Origin of the sequence: Psychrobacillus sp. OK032, from assembly GCF_900111345.1 — a bacterium.
Classification (GTDB): domain Bacteria; phylum Bacillota; class Bacilli; order Bacillales_A; family Planococcaceae; genus Psychrobacillus.
The window spans coordinates 506,203-522,962 of record NZ_FOGY01000001.1 but is presented as its reverse complement, the minus strand read 5'-3'; the positions used below and the strand labels follow the sequence as shown (position 1 = coordinate 522,962).

At 35.7% G+C, this 16,760-nt stretch carries 16 protein-coding genes and 1 pseudogene; all 17 read left to right on the top strand.

Annotated elements, in window-relative coordinates:
* Window positions 1–101 precede the first annotated feature (101 nt).
* The 17 genes and pseudogenes from BMZ04_RS02490 (at window position 102) to BMZ04_RS02415 (ending at window position 16,718) form a co-directional block, all read left to right on the top strand.
* Window positions 102–1,163, top strand: coding sequence for an ATP-dependent helicase ComFA (locus tag BMZ04_RS02490; protein ID WP_369802614.1), 1,062 nt, complete (start codon window positions 102–104; stop codon window positions 1,161–1,163).
* Window positions 1,160–1,783, top strand: a complete 624-nt coding sequence (locus BMZ04_RS02485; RefSeq protein ID WP_093264847.1) for a ComF family protein — start codon at window positions 1,160–1,162, stop codon at window positions 1,781–1,783. Before BMZ04_RS02490 ends, BMZ04_RS02485 begins: the two co-directional genes overlap by 4 nt.
* A gap of 44 nt (window positions 1,784–1,827) precedes the next feature.
* Entirely contained in the window at window positions 1,828–2,235 is a 408-nt protein-coding gene (locus BMZ04_RS02480) for a TIGR03826 family flagellar region protein (protein ID WP_093264844.1), read from the top strand.
* Window positions 2,236–2,348: 113 nt separating this feature from the next.
* Entirely contained in the window at window positions 2,349–2,612 is a 264-nt protein-coding gene (gene flgM / locus BMZ04_RS02475) for a flagellar biosynthesis anti-sigma factor FlgM (protein ID WP_093264841.1), read from the top strand.
* 16 nt (window positions 2,613–2,628) lie between these two features.
* The gene (locus BMZ04_RS02470; RefSeq protein ID WP_093264838.1) at window positions 2,629–3,123 is read left to right on the top strand and encodes a flagellar protein FlgN; all 495 of its coding nucleotides are present in this window, start codon (window positions 2,629–2,631) and stop codon (window positions 3,121–3,123) included.
* 12 nt (window positions 3,124–3,135) lie between these two features.
* The gene (flgK, locus tag BMZ04_RS02465) at window positions 3,136–4,758 is read left to right on the top strand and encodes a flagellar hook-associated protein FlgK (RefSeq protein ID WP_093264835.1); all 1,623 of its coding nucleotides are present in this window, start codon (window positions 3,136–3,138) and stop codon (window positions 4,756–4,758) included.
* 15 nt (window positions 4,759–4,773) lie between these two features.
* Window positions 4,774–5,667, top strand: coding sequence for a flagellar hook-associated protein FlgL (gene flgL / locus BMZ04_RS02460; protein ID WP_093264833.1), 894 nt, complete (start codon window positions 4,774–4,776; stop codon window positions 5,665–5,667).
* A 55-nt stretch (window positions 5,668–5,722) separates the two neighbouring features.
* Window positions 5,723–6,277 (top strand): DUF6470 family protein, encoded by a 555-nt coding sequence (locus BMZ04_RS02455; RefSeq protein WP_093264830.1) that lies wholly within the window; start codon window positions 5,723–5,725, stop codon window positions 6,275–6,277.
* A gap of 23 nt (window positions 6,278–6,300) precedes the next feature.
* Window positions 6,301–6,738, top strand: coding sequence for a flagellar assembly protein FliW (fliW, locus tag BMZ04_RS02450; protein WP_093264827.1), 438 nt, complete (start codon window positions 6,301–6,303; stop codon window positions 6,736–6,738).
* A 4-nt stretch (window positions 6,739–6,742) separates the two neighbouring features.
* Window positions 6,743–6,958, top strand: coding sequence for a carbon storage regulator CsrA (csrA, locus tag BMZ04_RS02445; protein WP_093264824.1), 216 nt, complete (start codon window positions 6,743–6,745; stop codon window positions 6,956–6,958).
* A gap of 171 nt (window positions 6,959–7,129) precedes the next feature.
* Window positions 7,130–7,984, top strand: a complete 855-nt coding sequence (locus BMZ04_RS02440) for a flagellin N-terminal helical domain-containing protein (protein ID WP_093264820.1) — start codon at window positions 7,130–7,132, stop codon at window positions 7,982–7,984.
* Between the two features lie 180 nt (window positions 7,985–8,164).
* Entirely contained in the window at window positions 8,165–10,027 is a 1,863-nt protein-coding gene (locus BMZ04_RS02435) for a TPR domain-containing glycosyltransferase (protein WP_218145509.1), read from the top strand.
* Window positions 10,028–10,052: 25 nt separating this feature from the next.
* On the top strand, window positions 10,053–12,467 hold the full coding sequence (locus BMZ04_RS02430; RefSeq protein WP_093264812.1) for a bifunctional glycosyltransferase/CDP-glycerol:glycerophosphate glycerophosphotransferase: 2,415 nt from the start codon (window positions 10,053–10,055) through the stop codon (window positions 12,465–12,467).
* Window positions 12,468–12,515: 48 nt separating this feature from the next.
* A complete protein-coding gene (locus BMZ04_RS02425) occupies window positions 12,516–14,015 on the top strand; it encodes an HAD-IIA family hydrolase (protein ID WP_093264808.1) in 1,500 nt (499 codons plus the stop codon).
* 268 nt (window positions 14,016–14,283) lie between these two features.
* Window positions 14,284–15,063: a DUF6270 domain-containing protein gene (locus BMZ04_RS02420; RefSeq protein ID WP_093264804.1), complete on the top strand. Its 780-nt coding sequence runs from the start codon at window positions 14,284–14,286 to the stop codon at window positions 15,061–15,063.
* 446 nt (window positions 15,064–15,509) lie between these two features.
* Window positions 15,510–15,677, top strand: a pseudogene (locus BMZ04_RS23090) (transposase); the annotation flags it as partial.
* A gap of 195 nt (window positions 15,678–15,872) precedes the next feature.
* Window positions 15,873–16,718 carry a flagellin gene (locus tag BMZ04_RS02415; protein ID WP_177184286.1) on the top strand — a complete coding sequence of 282 codons (846 nt, stop codon included), beginning with the start codon at window positions 15,873–15,875 and terminating at the stop codon, window positions 16,716–16,718.
* The last annotated feature ends 42 nt before the right edge of the window (window positions 16,719–16,760 follow it).

Below are 16,760 nucleotides of genomic sequence, written 5' to 3'. Positions count from 1 at the left end.
ACGTCTGCAACCGATGCCACAACACAACCCAGCACTTATTTCACACATTTCATTGCGCACGCTGTAACAAAAACTGCACGTATTGCCGCCACTGCATTCGGATGGGTCGGGTGAGTAGTTGCTCCGAGTTACTTCTTTGGAACAAAGAACATGTGAGCTACGCGAACGATCATGAATTTGCATGGAACGGACAATTAACCCCTCTTCAACAAAAAGCAAGCGAAGAACTACTCACAAGTGTCGAACAAAATAAATCACATCTCCTTCAAGCAGTTTGCGGAGCAGGCAAAACAGAATTACTCTTTCCATCCATCTTCCAATGCCTAAAGCAAGGGAAACGAGTATGCGTAGCAGCTCCAAGAACCGATGTCATCCTAGAACTATTCCCACGATTTCAAAAAGTATTTCCAAAAACCACTATACATGCTCTATATGGCGGAGCACCAGACCAAGAAGGATTCGCTGAACTCATACTTGCAACGACACATCAACTTTACCGTTTTGAACAAGCATTCGACGTCGTATTTGTCGACGAGGCTGACGCCTTTCCATATTACGCAGATGAAACGCTACAGCGAGCAGTGAAAAAAGCGGCAAAACAAGACGCAGCCATTCACTACGTCACCGCAACACCAACGAAAACACTTCAAACGACCAATCAATCTATACTTTCACGAAGATATCACGGACATGACCTACCCGTTCCTAGATTCGACAGTCTATGGGGCTACGCAAGGCAACTAAACAAAGGAAAAGTCCCAATCAAACTGCAACAATGGATTGAAGAAAAAACAAATACGAGCACCCCATTCCTCGTATTCTTACCAACGATTGAAATGCTCGAAAACTTTCCTGGAGATCTACCAAGGGTACACGCAGAACATCCAGATAGAAAAGAACTCGTTATGAAGCTCCGAGAAAAGAAAATCCCTGGCTTACTCACAACAACCATTCTAGAACGTGGCATAACAATCGAAAACGTACACGTAGCGGTCGTTGGAGCGGAACAAAAGATCTTCACATCAAGCGCGCTTATCCAAATAAGCGGTCGAGTCGGACGTTCCTTTCAATACCCGACTGGTGACATCGTCTTTTTCCATCACGGCATCTCACGTGAAATGGACAAAGCACAAGCTGCAATCGAAGGGTGGAACCGTTCATGAATTGCTTGATTTGTGGAACTGCATTCCAACCAACCCCGACATGGAGATTGCTATTTGTATATGAAAAAGAGTCCTCTACATGTAGCAGATGTTATAGTAAATTTACGAAATCAGATGCAACGATAGAGTTCAATGACTTTCAGGGCACAGTCTACGAGGGAGCAGTTGATGCGATCACAGCACTTTATTCGTATAACGAAGCGATGAAAAGCTATTTGCATCAATACAAGTTTTTACAAGACGTAGCACTTGCCCAAGTATTTGCTAAAACATTGCACGAAGCATTTGAAGGAAAAGAAGGCAGCGTCGTCCCAATCCCGATGCACCCAGAAAAACTAGTCAAACGAACATTTGCCCAAGTCGATGAGCTGCTAAATAGTGCAGGCATTCCTTTTCAACATATGCTTGCCAAAACAGCTACAAGTGAACAAGGAAAAAAGACACGAAAGGAACGTTTAGAAGCGAGTCCGCTTTTTGAAGTCACGGCTAGAATAGAAGCACGTAACTATATTTTATTCGATGATATTTACACAACGGGCGCAACCATCCACCACGCCGCAAAACTATTAAAAGACGCAGGAGCAACAAGAGTAGATGCGATTACTTTAATAAAAGGATAAACCGCCGATATAAAAGAGGAATAACTGAACTTGGAGGGATCCTCATGGGAGAACTAAAAAATTGCCCATCTTGCGGCGACTTTTTTAACTATACAGGCATTAGAGACGTTTGCAATAACTGTGCCATGAACGAAGAAAAACTATACGAAACGGTCTACCGCTTCCTGCGTAAACGAGAAAATCGTGCCGCAACCGTCGAACGGATCGTCGAAGCAACAGGCGTAGAAGAATCACTACTACACAAATGGGTACGAAAAGGACGTTTGCAACCAGCTATGTTCCCAAACCTTGGCTACCCATGCGATAACTGTGGTAAACTAACAACACAAGGAAAACTATGCACAAGCTGTACAGAAGAACTAAAAACAAGCCTTCGCCAATTCGAAGCAGCACAAGAATTCCGTGAAAAAGTAAACAACCAAGAAAGTACATACCATAAGGACTATAAATAACTCTCACTATATGTGGGAGTTTTTTCGTGAATATAAAAAAACTCTAAACACTTTGCAGATCAAACCGAAATAAAAGGTAGACACTTTTATCGAAGAAGGGAGGACATAACATTATGAAGATCACAAACATCGGTGTTAACCAAGTAAATCCATACAAACGCAACCAACAACAAGTTGAAAAAGCACAACAGGTGGCGAAACCAACTACCGATCAACTAGAAATCTCATCCGCAGCAAAAAGCATGCAAACAAAATCTCCAATCGAGGTAAATCAAGCAGAACGAGTTGCGGCGATCAAAGCGGAAATCGATGCGGGCACATACAAAGTAGATGCAAAAAAACTAGCATCGAACATCCTCAATTATTACCGCATGTAAAAAGGAGATTAAAAACATGTCCATCGAAAAGATTTTGCAATCTCTAGCGAAACTTGACATGCTACACAAAAGTTTACTAGAAATTGCATACAAAAAAACAGAAGCAATCAAAACAGGGGACATGGACAGTCTTAACCAACTGCTCAAGGACGAGCAGGCGCACGTAGCAGGCATTTCTCAGCTGGAACAACAGCGTCAAACAGAGGTAACGGATTACCTTCGAGCAAAAGGAATTGCTCCTACTGACAACCCAACTGTTGCACTTGTCTTAGAAAATACCAACACAAACGAAGAAAAAGAGCAGCTAGGAGCAGCACGCAACAAGCTACTCTTAACACTAGAAACACTCAAACACCAAAACGACCTAAACCAAAAGTTGACTCTACAATCTCTTCAGTTCGTCAACTTAACATTAGATACATTACGACCAAAATCAGATCAAATAAACTATTCAAAATCCGAAGTACAAGTACCTTCCAAAGGCAAATCCTACTTCGATTCACAAGCATAAGGAGGCGAACCCATGGGCTCCACATTTATGGGACTAGAAGCAAGTAAACGCGGATTGACGACACAACAGTCCGCCCTATACACAACTGGACATAATATTTCCAACGCCAACACACTAGGTTACTCACGTCAACGTGTCAATATGGAAGCGACATTAGGTTATCCTGGGACAGGTTTAAATGCACCGAAAATTCCAGGTCACATAGGAACTGGTGTGCAAGCGCACTCGGTACAACGAATCCGCGATTCTTTCGTTGACAATCAATTCCGTCAAGAATCCAACAAACTAGGCTACTGGGAATCAAGATCCCAAGCAATCACGCAAATGGAAGACGTGCTAAATGAACCTTCCGATTACGGTTTAGCTAAATCGATGGATGAATTTTGGAAATCACTACAAGATTTAAGTGTAAACCCTGAAAACGGTGGCGCACGAGCAGTAGTTGTACAACGTGGGATTGCAGTAGCGGATTCCTTTAACTACTTGTCCAAATCAATTTCTCAAATTCAAGATAACGCTGGGAAAGAAATCGGTATTTCTTTGAAAGATGTGAACTCCATCTTAGAACAAATCGCAAATATCAACGAACAAATTCAAGCAATCGAACCAAACGGCTATATGCCAAACGATTTGTACGATGCTCGCGACACGTTACTAGATGAATTGTCCACGTACTTCCCAATAGAAACGAATAATGTTCCTTCTGGCGGTAATGCACTAAAAATTGCAGATGGATCTGTAACAGTTACTTTGAAATTAAAAAACGGCGATTCTTTGAAGTTAGTGGATGGAAAAGACTTCGCCCAGCTTCGTAATTCTGGTGCAAGTGAATCTGATGGTGTGACACCAAAAACTGCAATCGAAGGCTTCCATATCGTGCGAATTGACTCTAATGGTGATGATGTTTCCCTTAATAATGATTGGACTGATGCTGGAGCAGCCGTAATGCAAGATATTACTACTTTTAGTGATTTAGGAAAATTAAAATCTTTAGTTAATTCATATGGGTATATGGATGATACTGCAACGCCAGATAAAAAAGGTCTTTTCCCTGATATGATTACTAAATTAAACTCAATGGCGAAAGCATTTGCAGAGGAGTTTAATAAGATTCATATCGGTGATGGTAGCGCAGATTATCCACAGGGATCTAATATATATGGTGAACAAGGAGAGGCATTTTTTGTAAGCAGTAATGCGAATCCAATAGATGCAAGTAATATTTACGTTTCTCAAAATATTATTGATGACCCTGGTAAAATTGTTGCCTCAGACTCAACACCTGATCCTGCTAATCCAGAACCAGGAAACGGGAAGTTTGCATTAAAACTAGCAAACATGAAATTTGCTAATCTATCAGACTTAGGTAATGTTAGTGCGCAAACTTACTTCCAAGGACTAATCGGTCAGCTTGGTGTAGACGGTCAACAAGCAGCAAGACTAGCATTCAACTCAGCAACACTTCAACAAGCAGTAACAGAACGCCGTGCATCTGTAAGCTCTGTATCATTAGACGAAGAAATGACCAATATGATCACATTCCAACAAGCATACAACGCAAATGCACGAATGATTACTGTAATCGACGAAACATTAGATAAAATTATCAACGGCATGGGCCGTGTAGGACTATAATAGGGGGTACTAAATATGCGCGTAACCCAATCAATGCTATCAAACAATATGCTTCGTAACTTATCAACTAGCTATAACAAAATGGGAAAACTCCAAGACCAAATAACAACCGGTAAAAAAGTCAACCGTCCATCTGACGACCCAGTAGTAGCGATGAAAGGTATCGGCTACCGTACAGCATTAGATAAAGTAGAACAATTTCAACGTAATATAGGAGAAGTAAACAACTGGCTTGATAGTTCAGATGATGCTTTAGATAAAGTAGGTTCAGCTATGCACCGTGCAAACGAACTTGCAATCCAAGCTGCAAACGGAACGACAACCCCAGAAGACCAAGAGAAAATTAAGGCAGAGTTAGACCAACTAAGACAACATATTCAAAACATCGCCAACACAAAAGTGGGCGACAAATATATATTTAGTGGCACTAAAACAACGACTCCTTTATATGATACAACTATCCATGGTGTAAGTGGTTTTCCAACTACTAGTGCAGATTTAGCTAACCCAACATCTTTTCAAAAAAAAGTTGAGATTGAAGTATTTGATGGAATAAACATGAAAGTTAACACAAATGCAATTGATTTATTTAAAAACATCGACCAAATGTTCCAGAAAATAAAAGATGGAACAATAGATTTTGGGTCTGCTATTGGGGAAATAGATGATCAAATGAATGATCTACTAACAACTCGGGCTGATATAGGCGCACGCCAAAATCGTGTAGAACTAATGGACGATCGTCTGCAATCCCAATCAGTAATTGCAACGAAACAAATGTCTGAAAATGAAGACATCGATTACGAAAAAGCAATTACAGAAATGATTACACAAGAATCAGTTCACCGTGCAGCATTATCCGTAGGGGCAAGAATTATTCAACCTTCATTAGTAGACTTTTTAAGATAATAAAAAGCGTTTGGACAATATGTTCCAAGCGCTTTCTTTAAAGGAGAGTGCAATTGTGAACATCCCCAAACTCCAAGTCCATTCAACAAAAGCACAAATCGGATTGAACATACAAAAACCGGTCCAGCAAATTGTGCAACCAAGCGCAACTTTAGACCTCCAACAGCCTAAAGCGATACAGACAATGGAAACGACAAAACCACAACTTACAATAGATACAGAACAAGCAAGAGCCGATTTAGATTTAAAGAGCTCCAGCAGAAGAGTCGCTGAAGTTGCACAATACAGTAAACAAACAGCACTAGACGGGACAGGTCGGCGTGCACAAGAAGGAAATGAACTGATGCGCATCGAAAACGGAGGAAGCCCGATAAGTAGTCAAGCCAAACAAACAGGCAGACAACCGTATTCATCATTAAGCATTAAATTTATCCCATCTCACGGGAGTGTCAAAGTTAACTTTGAACCAGGCAGTGTAGACATCAAAGTAGAACCACAGCAAGTGATCAACAATTCAAAAATAAATAAACCAATTCATACATACACACCTGGAAAAGTATCAGTAGAAATGCAACAGCACGCATCACTTCAAATAGATTGGCTTGTATAACAGTAACGAAGGAGTAAACCAATATGAAACTTAAAACAGCTTATATGGGCGAAGTAGAAACAGATTCCAAAAGCTTTATTACATTTGAACATGGAATTCCCGGTTTCGAAAAAGAAAGAAATTTCGTCCTACTTCCAATTGAAAATAACGATGCTTTTCATGTTTTGCAATCTGTTCAAACGGTAGAGTTAGCATTTATCGTAACGAACCCATATACAATTACAACCGACTATAGCTTTGAACTGGACGAAGCAACAGTGTATTCACTTCAAATTCAAGACGAAAAAGAAGTCGCTGTTCTCGCAATAGTTTCGTTGAAAGAAACAATCGCACAATCGACGATCAACTTAAAAGCGCCAATCATATTCAATACAACAAACCAAAAAGCAAAGCAAGTCATTCTAAACGAAGAATCATATGCAATTCGACACCTCATCTCATCAGAAAGCCAAAAGGGGTGAGCAAATGCTAGTATTATCTCGAAAAGCCGGAGAAACAATATGGATCGGCGAAGACGTAGAAATCGTCATCTCCGAAGTAAAAGGAGAACAAGTGAAAGTAGGAATCCGCGCCCCAAGAAATATCGACGTCATTCGCGGCGAACTAAGACAAGACATCTCTGAATCCAACACAGAAGCAGTAATAAAAAACATAGACATCTTCAAAAACAAAAAAGACTAGATTCAAAATAAATTTTAAAAAATTAATAGAAATCTATTAAACATTTCCGATCTATTCCGATACTAACTATGTAAGCAAGAAAAAGGGGTTCGGCCGGCCCGATTCTCTTGAGTACATATCATGACACTGCTCACAAGGACGTGAGCAACATATTCCAAGGAGGAACTAATAATGAGAATTAATCACAATATCGCAGCACTTAACACGCACCGTCAGTTGAACAGTGCAGCTACTAATCAATCAAAATCAATGGAAAAATTGTCTTCAGGTCTTCGAATTAACAAAGCTGGAGATGATGCAGCTGGTCTTGCAATTTCTGAGAAAATGCGTGGGCAGATTCGTGGGTTGGATATGGCATCAAAAAATTCACAGGACGGTATTTCTTTGATACAAACGGCTGAAGGTGGATTAAATGAAACACATGCAATTCTTCAACGTATGAGAGAATTAGCGGTACAATCTTCAAATGATACAAATGTTACACAAGATAGAGATGCTTTACAAGCCGAGTTTGAAGAATTAGGTAAAGAAATCGAAAGAATTCAAGATAAAACTACCTTCAATACACAAAGCCTATTCAAAGGTGGTGCATCAGGTGTTAACTCTAGCGGTAAACTTCAACTTCAAGTAGGTGCTAACAAAGACGACATTATTGAGCTTGATTTAACTACTGAAGGAGTTAACTTAAGCACAGCTTCTACGGGTGTAACTGCTCGAGCTAAGGCTGCAGATATTAGTACTCAAGCCGGTGCGGCAGATGCTATTAAAACGTTAGATGATTTAACAAAAACTGTTTCGGAAGGGCGCGCATATCTTGGTGCTATGCAAAACCGTTTAGAACATACTATTACTAACCTTGATAATGCTTCTGAAAATTTAACAGCTGCAGAATCTCGCATTAGAGATGTTGACATGGCCAAGGAAATGATGGAACAAACTAAAAACTCAATTCTTTCCCAAGCTGCCCAAGCTATGCTAGCTCAAGCAAATCAACAACCGCAGGGCGTCTTACAGTTACTTCGTTAATTTTCGTTAATTATATGATATTTGTTGAAGAGAGACCCCATAATGGTGGGTCTCTCTCATTTTAATAGTGATTATATTAGAATAAAAGAATAATTAGAACTTTACTACCTTTTAAGTATATTTTCTATGTAAAATGGGGTGTGAAATTTGTTAATAAATAATAGAACATTATCGTTGTGCATGATTGTTAAAAATGAGGAAGAAAGACTCGAAAAATGCTTAACTAGTGTAAAGGATTATGTAGATGAAATCATAATTGTTGATACTGGTTCTACGGATGGAACACTAGAAATTGCGAAAAGATTTACAGAAAAGTTATTTACTTTTAATTGGACAAATAACTTCTCTGATGCAAGAAATTATTCAATTGCACAAGCCACTTCCGAATACATTTTGATAATGGATGCAGACGAATACATAAAAGAGGCACCTGAATTAAAGAGGTATTTAAAAGGTAAGGCAGATTGTTTCCTATTTAATATAAAAAATCACCTTAGTAATGGTGGAAGTTATACTCACCAAGCATATCGCATGTTTAAAAAAGCAACTGGATTATCTTATGAGGGGAAGCTTCATGAACATATAAATATCGATCACTTTCCAGAAGTAATTACAAGAGAGATACCTATTGTAATCCATCATGATGGGTACCTAGAGGGTGTTCTAAATGATAAAAATAAAAAAATAAGAAATATAAAGATTATTGAAGTTGAGTCGAAAGAACATCCGACTGCATATAACCTTTATAACCTAGCACGAGCGCAATTTGACCTTGGTATGTATGAGAAAGCTCAACATAACTTTAAGAAATCTTATCAATTAGATAATAGTAAGAGTTATCTACCCGATTTATTAAATAAATTGGCTCTCAGTTTAATGGAACTAAGAAGATTTGATGATGGGCTAAAAGTAATTAGTAGTGCCATTACTCTTTTTCAAAATCAAAGCCAACTTTGGTTAACTAAAGGGCTCATATATTTTTATTATGGATATTTTCAGGATGCAGAGATGATGTTTAAACACTGTCTAAACATAGTTGAGTATGGCTATGAAATAACTGAAGGTACAGGTAGTTACATACCTAAGTTAAAGCTTTCTGAAGTATATGAAGAGCGTGGGGATTTGTTAAAGTCCTTTGAAGAGATTGTTGAGGTCATTCAAGAACATAAGCACTATGCTCCAGCTTTAGTAAGGTATTTTGAAGTTGTGAAAAAAACTGGAATTCCTAAGAGTGACATTGTTAATACCTTAAATGCTATTTATCCGATTAACAATGATAGGGATTTAAATACCTTATTAATTTCTCTTTATAATACTAGGAACCCTTTACTTAAATATTACATAGATGAATATAGCTTAAATGTGAATGGAAGAATTCAGGCTGTTGCGGAAACATTGAATAATAATTATGAGTATCCCTTTGAATTTTGGTCCCAGTTAGATATTATCCCGCAAGTAAATTACCTTGATGTCATCTCACTTTGCTACGTTAGAAGAGATGATAGTTTAGTTGATAAGCTTACTAGTTTAAAATTGAATAAAAAAGATAAATCGACTTTAAAGAGGCTAATTAAACGGGATAGTATTACACAAAAAGAATTATCTAATCTATTGCTGGAATATTTAGTTAATATAAATATGAGATTAATAGATATGATGGAGTTAGATGATTTTGATTATATATATTCGAAGTATTTAGCAAATAATCAACAGCAAAGTATCAGAATATTATTTGCTAAGGAATTGTTTGAAGCAGGGCATGTTAATATGGCTGAAACGGTCTCGCTTAACCTATTAAGTAGTTACCCGAATAGCAAGGAAGGCCTCAAGTTATTAGCCGATTGTTATGTGCGCTTAAATAGGTATGAAGATGCCATTAACACATATAAGAGGGCTCTGAAATATGGAAATTCTTTATCAATATATGAAAAACTTTATTTTCTTTATGAAGAAACTGGTAATTCAGTTGAAAAAGAAGCTTTACTAACCGAGATGAAATTGAAATACTCGTTATCAGACTGGTTGAATCAGTTATCAGACTAGTTGAAACATTGGTCGGGAGGATAAAATGGCACAAGATTTGATTAGTATTATTGTACCAATGTACAATGTTGAAAGTTATTTAGAGAAAACCCTTAATTCCATATTAAACCAGACATATAAGAACACCGAAATAATCTTAATTGATGATGCATCAACAGATCGGACACTAGAAATTGCAAGTGCCTATGCAAACAAGGATTCAAGGATTGAAATTATCACGCAGGGCATTAATCAAGGGGTATCAGCAGCCAGAAATGCTGGTCTCCGGAAGGCAAAGGGGTCTTATATCACTTTCGTTGACCCCGATGATTTAATGACTAAGCAAGCAGTAGAAAATATGTACTTACTAGCAATAGAAAATGACTCTGATCTTGTTGTAGGTATGTATAAAAACTTTTCAAGCAAGGGAACCTCGCTCCCCGGCATATATAACAGATTTCCTAGTCTCTCTAGTAAAGGTAGAATATTTACTTTTACAAATCCAGAAGTACTTTTTAATTTCTTTTGTTGGGGTAAGCTGTTTAAAAAAGATTTGATTGCAAATCTTTTTTTTCCTAAAGAGATTACATATACTGAAGATCAACCTTTTATGATATACTCATACACCCATGCTAAGAAGATTTATATAGCTCCGTCAATTGTTTACTATTACAGAAAAAGAGATATAAATACTGATTCGTTGTCGCAAAAAGCGATAAAAGATCCAATCACTCACTTAAATTATATCTTTAGTTCTTTTGAGTTAGGGAGAAAGTACGTTGATGAAGTTATAGATGATGAACGAAATGTTTTCCTTTTGTATTACTTAAGTAGAGTTGTTCAAGGGAGTATTAGATATATCTTTGAAGGGTCCATCTTATTAAACAACTTCTCGAAGTTGAAAGAGTCCATCATATTACTTATTAATTGGATAGAAGATCTTGATGATTTTCTTATCTTAGGTACAAGTAGTTTTAAGACTATCTTTGTCGATTTAGGGCAAGAATACATAAAATATTTTAATACTGAAAATCAAAGATTATATATTCAGTTAGTCAAATTGATTAGGGATAAGATGCAAGTTGCTTCCCTGAATAATCATCAAAGATTACTAGAAAGGAATAATATTTTAGATGCTTTTACAAGTAGTATTGATAACTTTGTACAATATAACTTGAATCTTTCTTTTGACCTGTTTTTTGTTTGTTATCCACGTGTCAGATTATTAAACCAGTTTATGAATTATGCAAAAGTTAGCTTCCAAATAGCAATAAAGAAAGAAAATCATTTGTATCAAGCTATCATGAAAAAGTCGAGTAATAAGTGGGTTATCGATGAAGTTGTGTATTTGAATCAGGTACAAAAACAGACAAAAGTCATTAAAAGTAGAAAGCCTAAGATACTTTTAACATATAGGGAGTTTAGTGGAAGTAATTCTTTGGCAATGTTTAAAAAAATACCATCGTTTATAAGTGATCACTATCAAGTGGAAATGGCTTCTGGGAATAAAATGACAAATAGCTACGTTCAAAAGGTTTCAGAAAGTGATATAGTTGTTACCACCAATATGGAGTATGCATTTAGTAAGTATAGCTTTGATCCAAACAAGCTAGTCATTGATTTATGGCACGGATTTCCACTAAAGAAGATGTTCTTTGAAGATCCCTTTTTCTCTGATAAAAATACGATTGAGCAATATTGGAGACAGATAGATTATTTAGCCTCTTACTCAGATTTGTATAGCAATATTGTAAATAAGTGTTTAAGAGTTACTCCAGAAAAATATGTTGTTACAGGTGCACCAAGAAATGACTTACTGTTTAATCCTAACAGTAGAGAAAGGTTATTTAAGATATTAAATAAGGAGGATGAGGGGCAAAAATTCATCATTTATATGCCAACATTTCGTCAATCTGATCAAACAAGTAAAGGAGATGAAAGTTATAAAATTTTTGACTTTATTGATTTTGATAGTTCCTCGCTAATTCGATTTCTGGAAGACAATAACTATGAACTCATTGTTAAGTCACACCCTATTTTTAAAAGGAATCTGGAATTGTATTCAGAAATGAGTTCAAATATTACTATTTTTCCATCTGAGAAATTACTCGATGAGTTCATTGATTTTTATGAAGTACTAGGAGCAGCGGAAGTATTAATAACAGATTATTCCTCTGTCTATTTTGATTTCCTTTTACTTGATAAACCAATTATTTTTACTCCAGTTGACCTAGAAGAGTACAAGGATGAACGGGGATTTTTATTAAATCCATATGAAGAGTGGACTCCAGGACCGAAAGTACTAACACAGCAAACCCTGCAAAATGAAATAATGAATTATGAGAAAAATAAAGAGTATTATAAATGTGAAAGAAAAAGAATAAAAGATAAAGTGCATCATTACCAGGATTCTTTATCTTCAGAAAGAGTTTGGCAACTAATTATATCATTATCTCAATAGAAAATGGATATTTAGCTAAGGTCAATCAATAAAATAGTGGAGGCAACAATGAAAGCAATTATTCTTGCAGCTGGGATCGGATCTCGACTTAGGCCAATGACGAACAAAAAGCCGAAAACGTTAGTGGAAGTAAACAGAAAACCAATGTTGAAATATATCATTGATTCATTAATGGAAAACCATATAATTGAAATTGTGGTATGTACCGGTTTTGAATCAAGAGAAATAATAAATTTTTGTAAAACTGAATATCCATTGTTAAATTTCACCTTTGTAGAAAATCATGAGTTTGAGACAACTAATAACCTATATACCTTGTATCTAGCGAGAGAGCATCTTAACGAAGATGTGATTTTGATGAATGCTGATATTGTTTATGAAAGTAGTATTATTGGAGACGCATTATCTCATAAAGATAGTGTTATATGTGTTGATAATGACAGATATTTAGAGGAGTCTATGAAAGTAACCGTTCGAACAGATGGTACTATTCGTAATATATCGAAACTGATTGATGAAAATGAATCATACGGATGTTCAATAGATATATATAAATTCAATGCTGATGATGTCAAAACTTTGGCAGATAATTTAATAGAAGTAATAGAAAGAAAAAATCATCGGAATGAGTGGACAGAAACATTATTGGACACCCTGATGAATTCAGTAAAGATGAGAGTCTATCCTATGAATATCAATGGTCGAAAATGGTATGAAATTGACAACTATGAGGATTTATTAGAAGCAGAGACATTATTTAATCCCCTCCTTGAGGACTTGCCCAGTAAAAGTACTTATATATTGGATTTAGACGGAACTTTATCTTTGGGAGATATGTTAATTGAGGGGGCTAGGGATTTTATTAAACAATTAACAGTAAAAAATAAGAATATTTATATAATGACGAATAATTCTTCCAAAACACCAGATTATTACATGGATAAATTAATTAATTTGGGTTTATCTGACAATATTAACGTTATTAGTTCGCTGGACTTAGCAATTCAATTCTTTAGGGAGAAGAACTTAACTCGTATTTATTGGGTAGCTAATAAGGAAGTTGATGCCTATTTAGCCAGTGTTGGTCTTATTTATGATGATAAAAGCCCACAGGGACTTTTACTAACTTATGATACGGACATAACCTACAATAAGTTACTAAAATTAACAGAATTAGTTCATAGAGGATTACCATATTATGCTACACATACAGATGTTGTATGTCCTACCGAATTAGGATACAGTATACCAGATATAGGGACGTTTATTGAATTAATTAGGTTAACAAGTGGGTTTGTCCCACAGAAAACTTTCGGTAAACCCGGATTGCAAGGCATACAGTATGTTGCCAATAAAGATAACATTAAGATGTCTGAAATGGTTATGATTGGCGATAGACTATATACGGACATATTAATGACGAAAAACACAGATATTACTTCTGTATTAGTATTAAGTGGAGAGACAACTCGAGACATGTACGAAGAGTCCGAAATTGAAGCCGATATTATTATGAAGAGTATTTACCAATTAAAGGATTTCATTTAGAATATCAATTTTATCTTATCTTTATTAAGTAAATTCTCCAGCACAGCTTGCTTAAGTTCTTCTCAAATGGCTTTATTGAAATATGAAAAATAAATTGATGTATATGCGCCTATTTTTCGAAAGTCAACACGCGTGATAATACATTATTATTAAAACTGATTCATACGCAACAGTAATAAAAGCTTATATAGTTCTTAAGAGTACATGAACTATTTAATATGTAAAACTGATAAATATAGGAGAAAGTCATATTATAGGAGACATATTTATGGGGAAAATAAATGTTGCGGTTTTTGGAAGTTGCGTTACGAGAGATGTATTTAATTCTAAATTTAATAAAGATTATAAGAAATATTATGAATGTATATTGACACAAAATCAAACTTCTATAATTAGTTTAATGTCTAAACCAATCCCATTTGTAGAAAACAAGGTAGATAATATTAATGAATATGATACCTGGAATATACGGACCGAATTTACAAAGGAATTTCTACCATTATTAATAGAAAAATCCCCAAATATAATTATTTTAGATTTTTTTGCAGATGTTCATCTTGGTGTATTAAAACTAGATAGTGAGCGATACATTACAAACAATAGATGGAAATTATGGAAGACTACCTACTATAAAGAATTAAAGAAAAATGTATTAATAATCGATATGAATATTGGAGAGTATCTTGATATTTGGATTAGAAATATCGAGAAATTCTTCGAATATATAGCGGAAAATTTACCGAACACTAAGGTTATCATTAATAAATTTAAATTTGTAGATCAATATATTTCAAATGAAAATAGTGAAATTAGACAATTAAGTACTAGCGGTAAAGCACTAAAAATAGATGTTGAATTATCTAATTTCCTTTTAGACCATTTAAATAACCATGTAATTGATAATTATAATATTGAGTATATAGATATGACGAAAAAGGAATACATGTCCTATGAAGGTCATCCTTGGGGACCGTTCTATGTACATTATACTTCTGATTATTATGAAGATGTACTTAAGGAGCTTAACAATAAAATTGGAGTAACTTGATATAGTGTCACTATTTGAATCTAGTTGAATTAATAATAGGGGGGTTACCATTTTCTGTAACCAACCGAATTTTATCGGAAAGGAAATAAGGTGAAGATTTAAAAACGCGTCCTCAATAGCCTTGCATCACAGTAAATAAAAGGAATTATAAACTTTATAAGTATTTTAGTCTATATAAATATACAAAGAAATACTCCTTCTGTAGAATAGATAGTGACAACTAAATCAGTTCCCTAATCTACAAATGAAGGAGCATTTCATATGAAAAGTGTAGATCAAGACATTGTCTTTCGTCAATAATTATCTCTGTTGCCCCGAAGAGTATTGGATTGCCCATTAGTCAATTATGACTATGACAAGTTATCTGAAGCTGCATTAGTCAAATCCTTTATCCTCACGAATCTATTTCGTTGGGGAAGTTTGGAAGAGATTGAAAAGGAAAGGGCTACCATACCTTGCTCCCGACAATTACGATTAATATCTGTAACTTCACACTATTAAAGAACAATACCGATTTTCATATCACCTTCCATTTATACGAAGATTCCACGATGCAGTGCATAGAGGCAACGGATGATGTATTAGAAGTCCGTTTTATCGAAGTTACAAATTAATGTAGTAATATTGTACCGAGTAAATTAAGTGTTGAATAGCCAGAATATAAAATGAATAATTATCAATGCAAACACGAAATAACGCGCACCTGTTCGTCAGGTGCGCGTTATTTCGTGCTTACATATTTATTAGTGAATTGCGGCAAATTGTTAGAATTGCGTGGAATTGTTTCTAAAAGGGATGCATTTTTCGGAGTGCAAAAACTTACAATTGGCTTTTTGTATAATTTGGATACAATGTTAGGTGATGATAATAAGGCGCCGTTTATAATAAAAGAATCACTGGTAGAAGAACAAACTGTTTATTTAGGAAATGATATTCCGGCTAATTTTATCGTATATAACGAGCGTACTAGTACGTTTGCAGACGCAGAGTTTCAAGCAGGTGGAGTTATAAGAGGAGAAGGAATTATAGAAACACTCTCCAAATTAGCTATTGGAAACTATTCAACTGTAATGAATTGGGATTTTAATTCTAATTCTGGTGCTGTAAATGATAGTGCATACAGTCTTTGGTGGGACCCGAGGGACATAGCTAATGGAGAATCCTTTTCTGTAAACAGCTTCTACGGACAATCAGTTCCACCAACAATACAGGATCCAACTAAATCATACGAGGATGGACCATTTGACTTGCTATTACAAGTAGGTGCAAATGCGGGTCAACAATTTAATGTACAGCTTTCCGATGTGAGGGCAACAATATTAGGAATCGAAAATTTAAGTGTTCTTTCGCATGAAAATGCTAATCTTACTCTTGTAAAAATTGACGAAGCAATTCAACTCGTTTCTTCCGAAAGAACAAAATACGGAGCATATCAAAACGCTCTTGAACACATTAATAATAATGTAAGTAACTACAAAGCAAATTTAACAACTTCGGAATCTGGGATAAGAGACTTTGATATACCGAAAGAAGTAAATAAATTGACAAATAAACAAATCCTTCTACAATCAGCGCAAGCAATGTTAGTCCACTCGAATCAAAGCACCCAATCGATTCTAAAGTTTTTGAAATGCGTCCCAACTGATCTTTTGTAAAAGAACTGTTGGGACACTTCTTTTGCTTAAAGCGTGTTTTGT

Bases quoted from the DNA above. Each gene is read 5' to 3' on its own strand.
- BMZ04_RS02490 (WP_369802614.1), top strand. From the start codon at position 102: ATGGGTCGGGTGAGTAGTTGCTCCGAGTTACTTCTTTGGAACAAAGAA.
- BMZ04_RS02485 (WP_093264847.1), top strand. From the start codon at position 1,160: ATGAATTGCTTGATTTGTGGAACTGCATTCCAACCAACCCCGACATGG.
- BMZ04_RS02480 (WP_093264844.1), top strand. From the start codon at position 1,828: ATGGGAGAACTAAAAAATTGCCCATCTTGCGGCGACTTTTTTAACTAT.
- flgM (WP_093264841.1), top strand. From the start codon at position 2,349: ATGAAGATCACAAACATCGGTGTTAACCAAGTAAATCCATACAAACGC.
- BMZ04_RS02470 (WP_093264838.1), top strand. From the start codon at position 2,629: ATGTCCATCGAAAAGATTTTGCAATCTCTAGCGAAACTTGACATGCTA.
- flgK (WP_093264835.1), top strand. From the start codon at position 3,136: ATGGGCTCCACATTTATGGGACTAGAAGCAAGTAAACGCGGATTGACG.
- flgL (WP_093264833.1), top strand. From the start codon at position 4,774: ATGCGCGTAACCCAATCAATGCTATCAAACAATATGCTTCGTAACTTA.
- fliW (WP_093264827.1), top strand. From the start codon at position 6,301: ATGAAACTTAAAACAGCTTATATGGGCGAAGTAGAAACAGATTCCAAA.
- csrA (WP_093264824.1), top strand. From the start codon at position 6,743: ATGCTAGTATTATCTCGAAAAGCCGGAGAAACAATATGGATCGGCGAA.
- BMZ04_RS02440 (WP_093264820.1), top strand. From the start codon at position 7,130: ATGAGAATTAATCACAATATCGCAGCACTTAACACGCACCGTCAGTTG.
- BMZ04_RS02435 (WP_218145509.1), top strand. From the start codon at position 8,165: ATGATTGTTAAAAATGAGGAAGAAAGACTCGAAAAATGCTTAACTAGT.
- BMZ04_RS02430 (WP_093264812.1), top strand. From the start codon at position 10,053: ATGGCACAAGATTTGATTAGTATTATTGTACCAATGTACAATGTTGAA.
- BMZ04_RS02425 (WP_093264808.1), top strand. From the start codon at position 12,516: ATGAAAGCAATTATTCTTGCAGCTGGGATCGGATCTCGACTTAGGCCA.
- BMZ04_RS02420 (WP_093264804.1), top strand. From the start codon at position 14,284: ATGGGGAAAATAAATGTTGCGGTTTTTGGAAGTTGCGTTACGAGAGAT.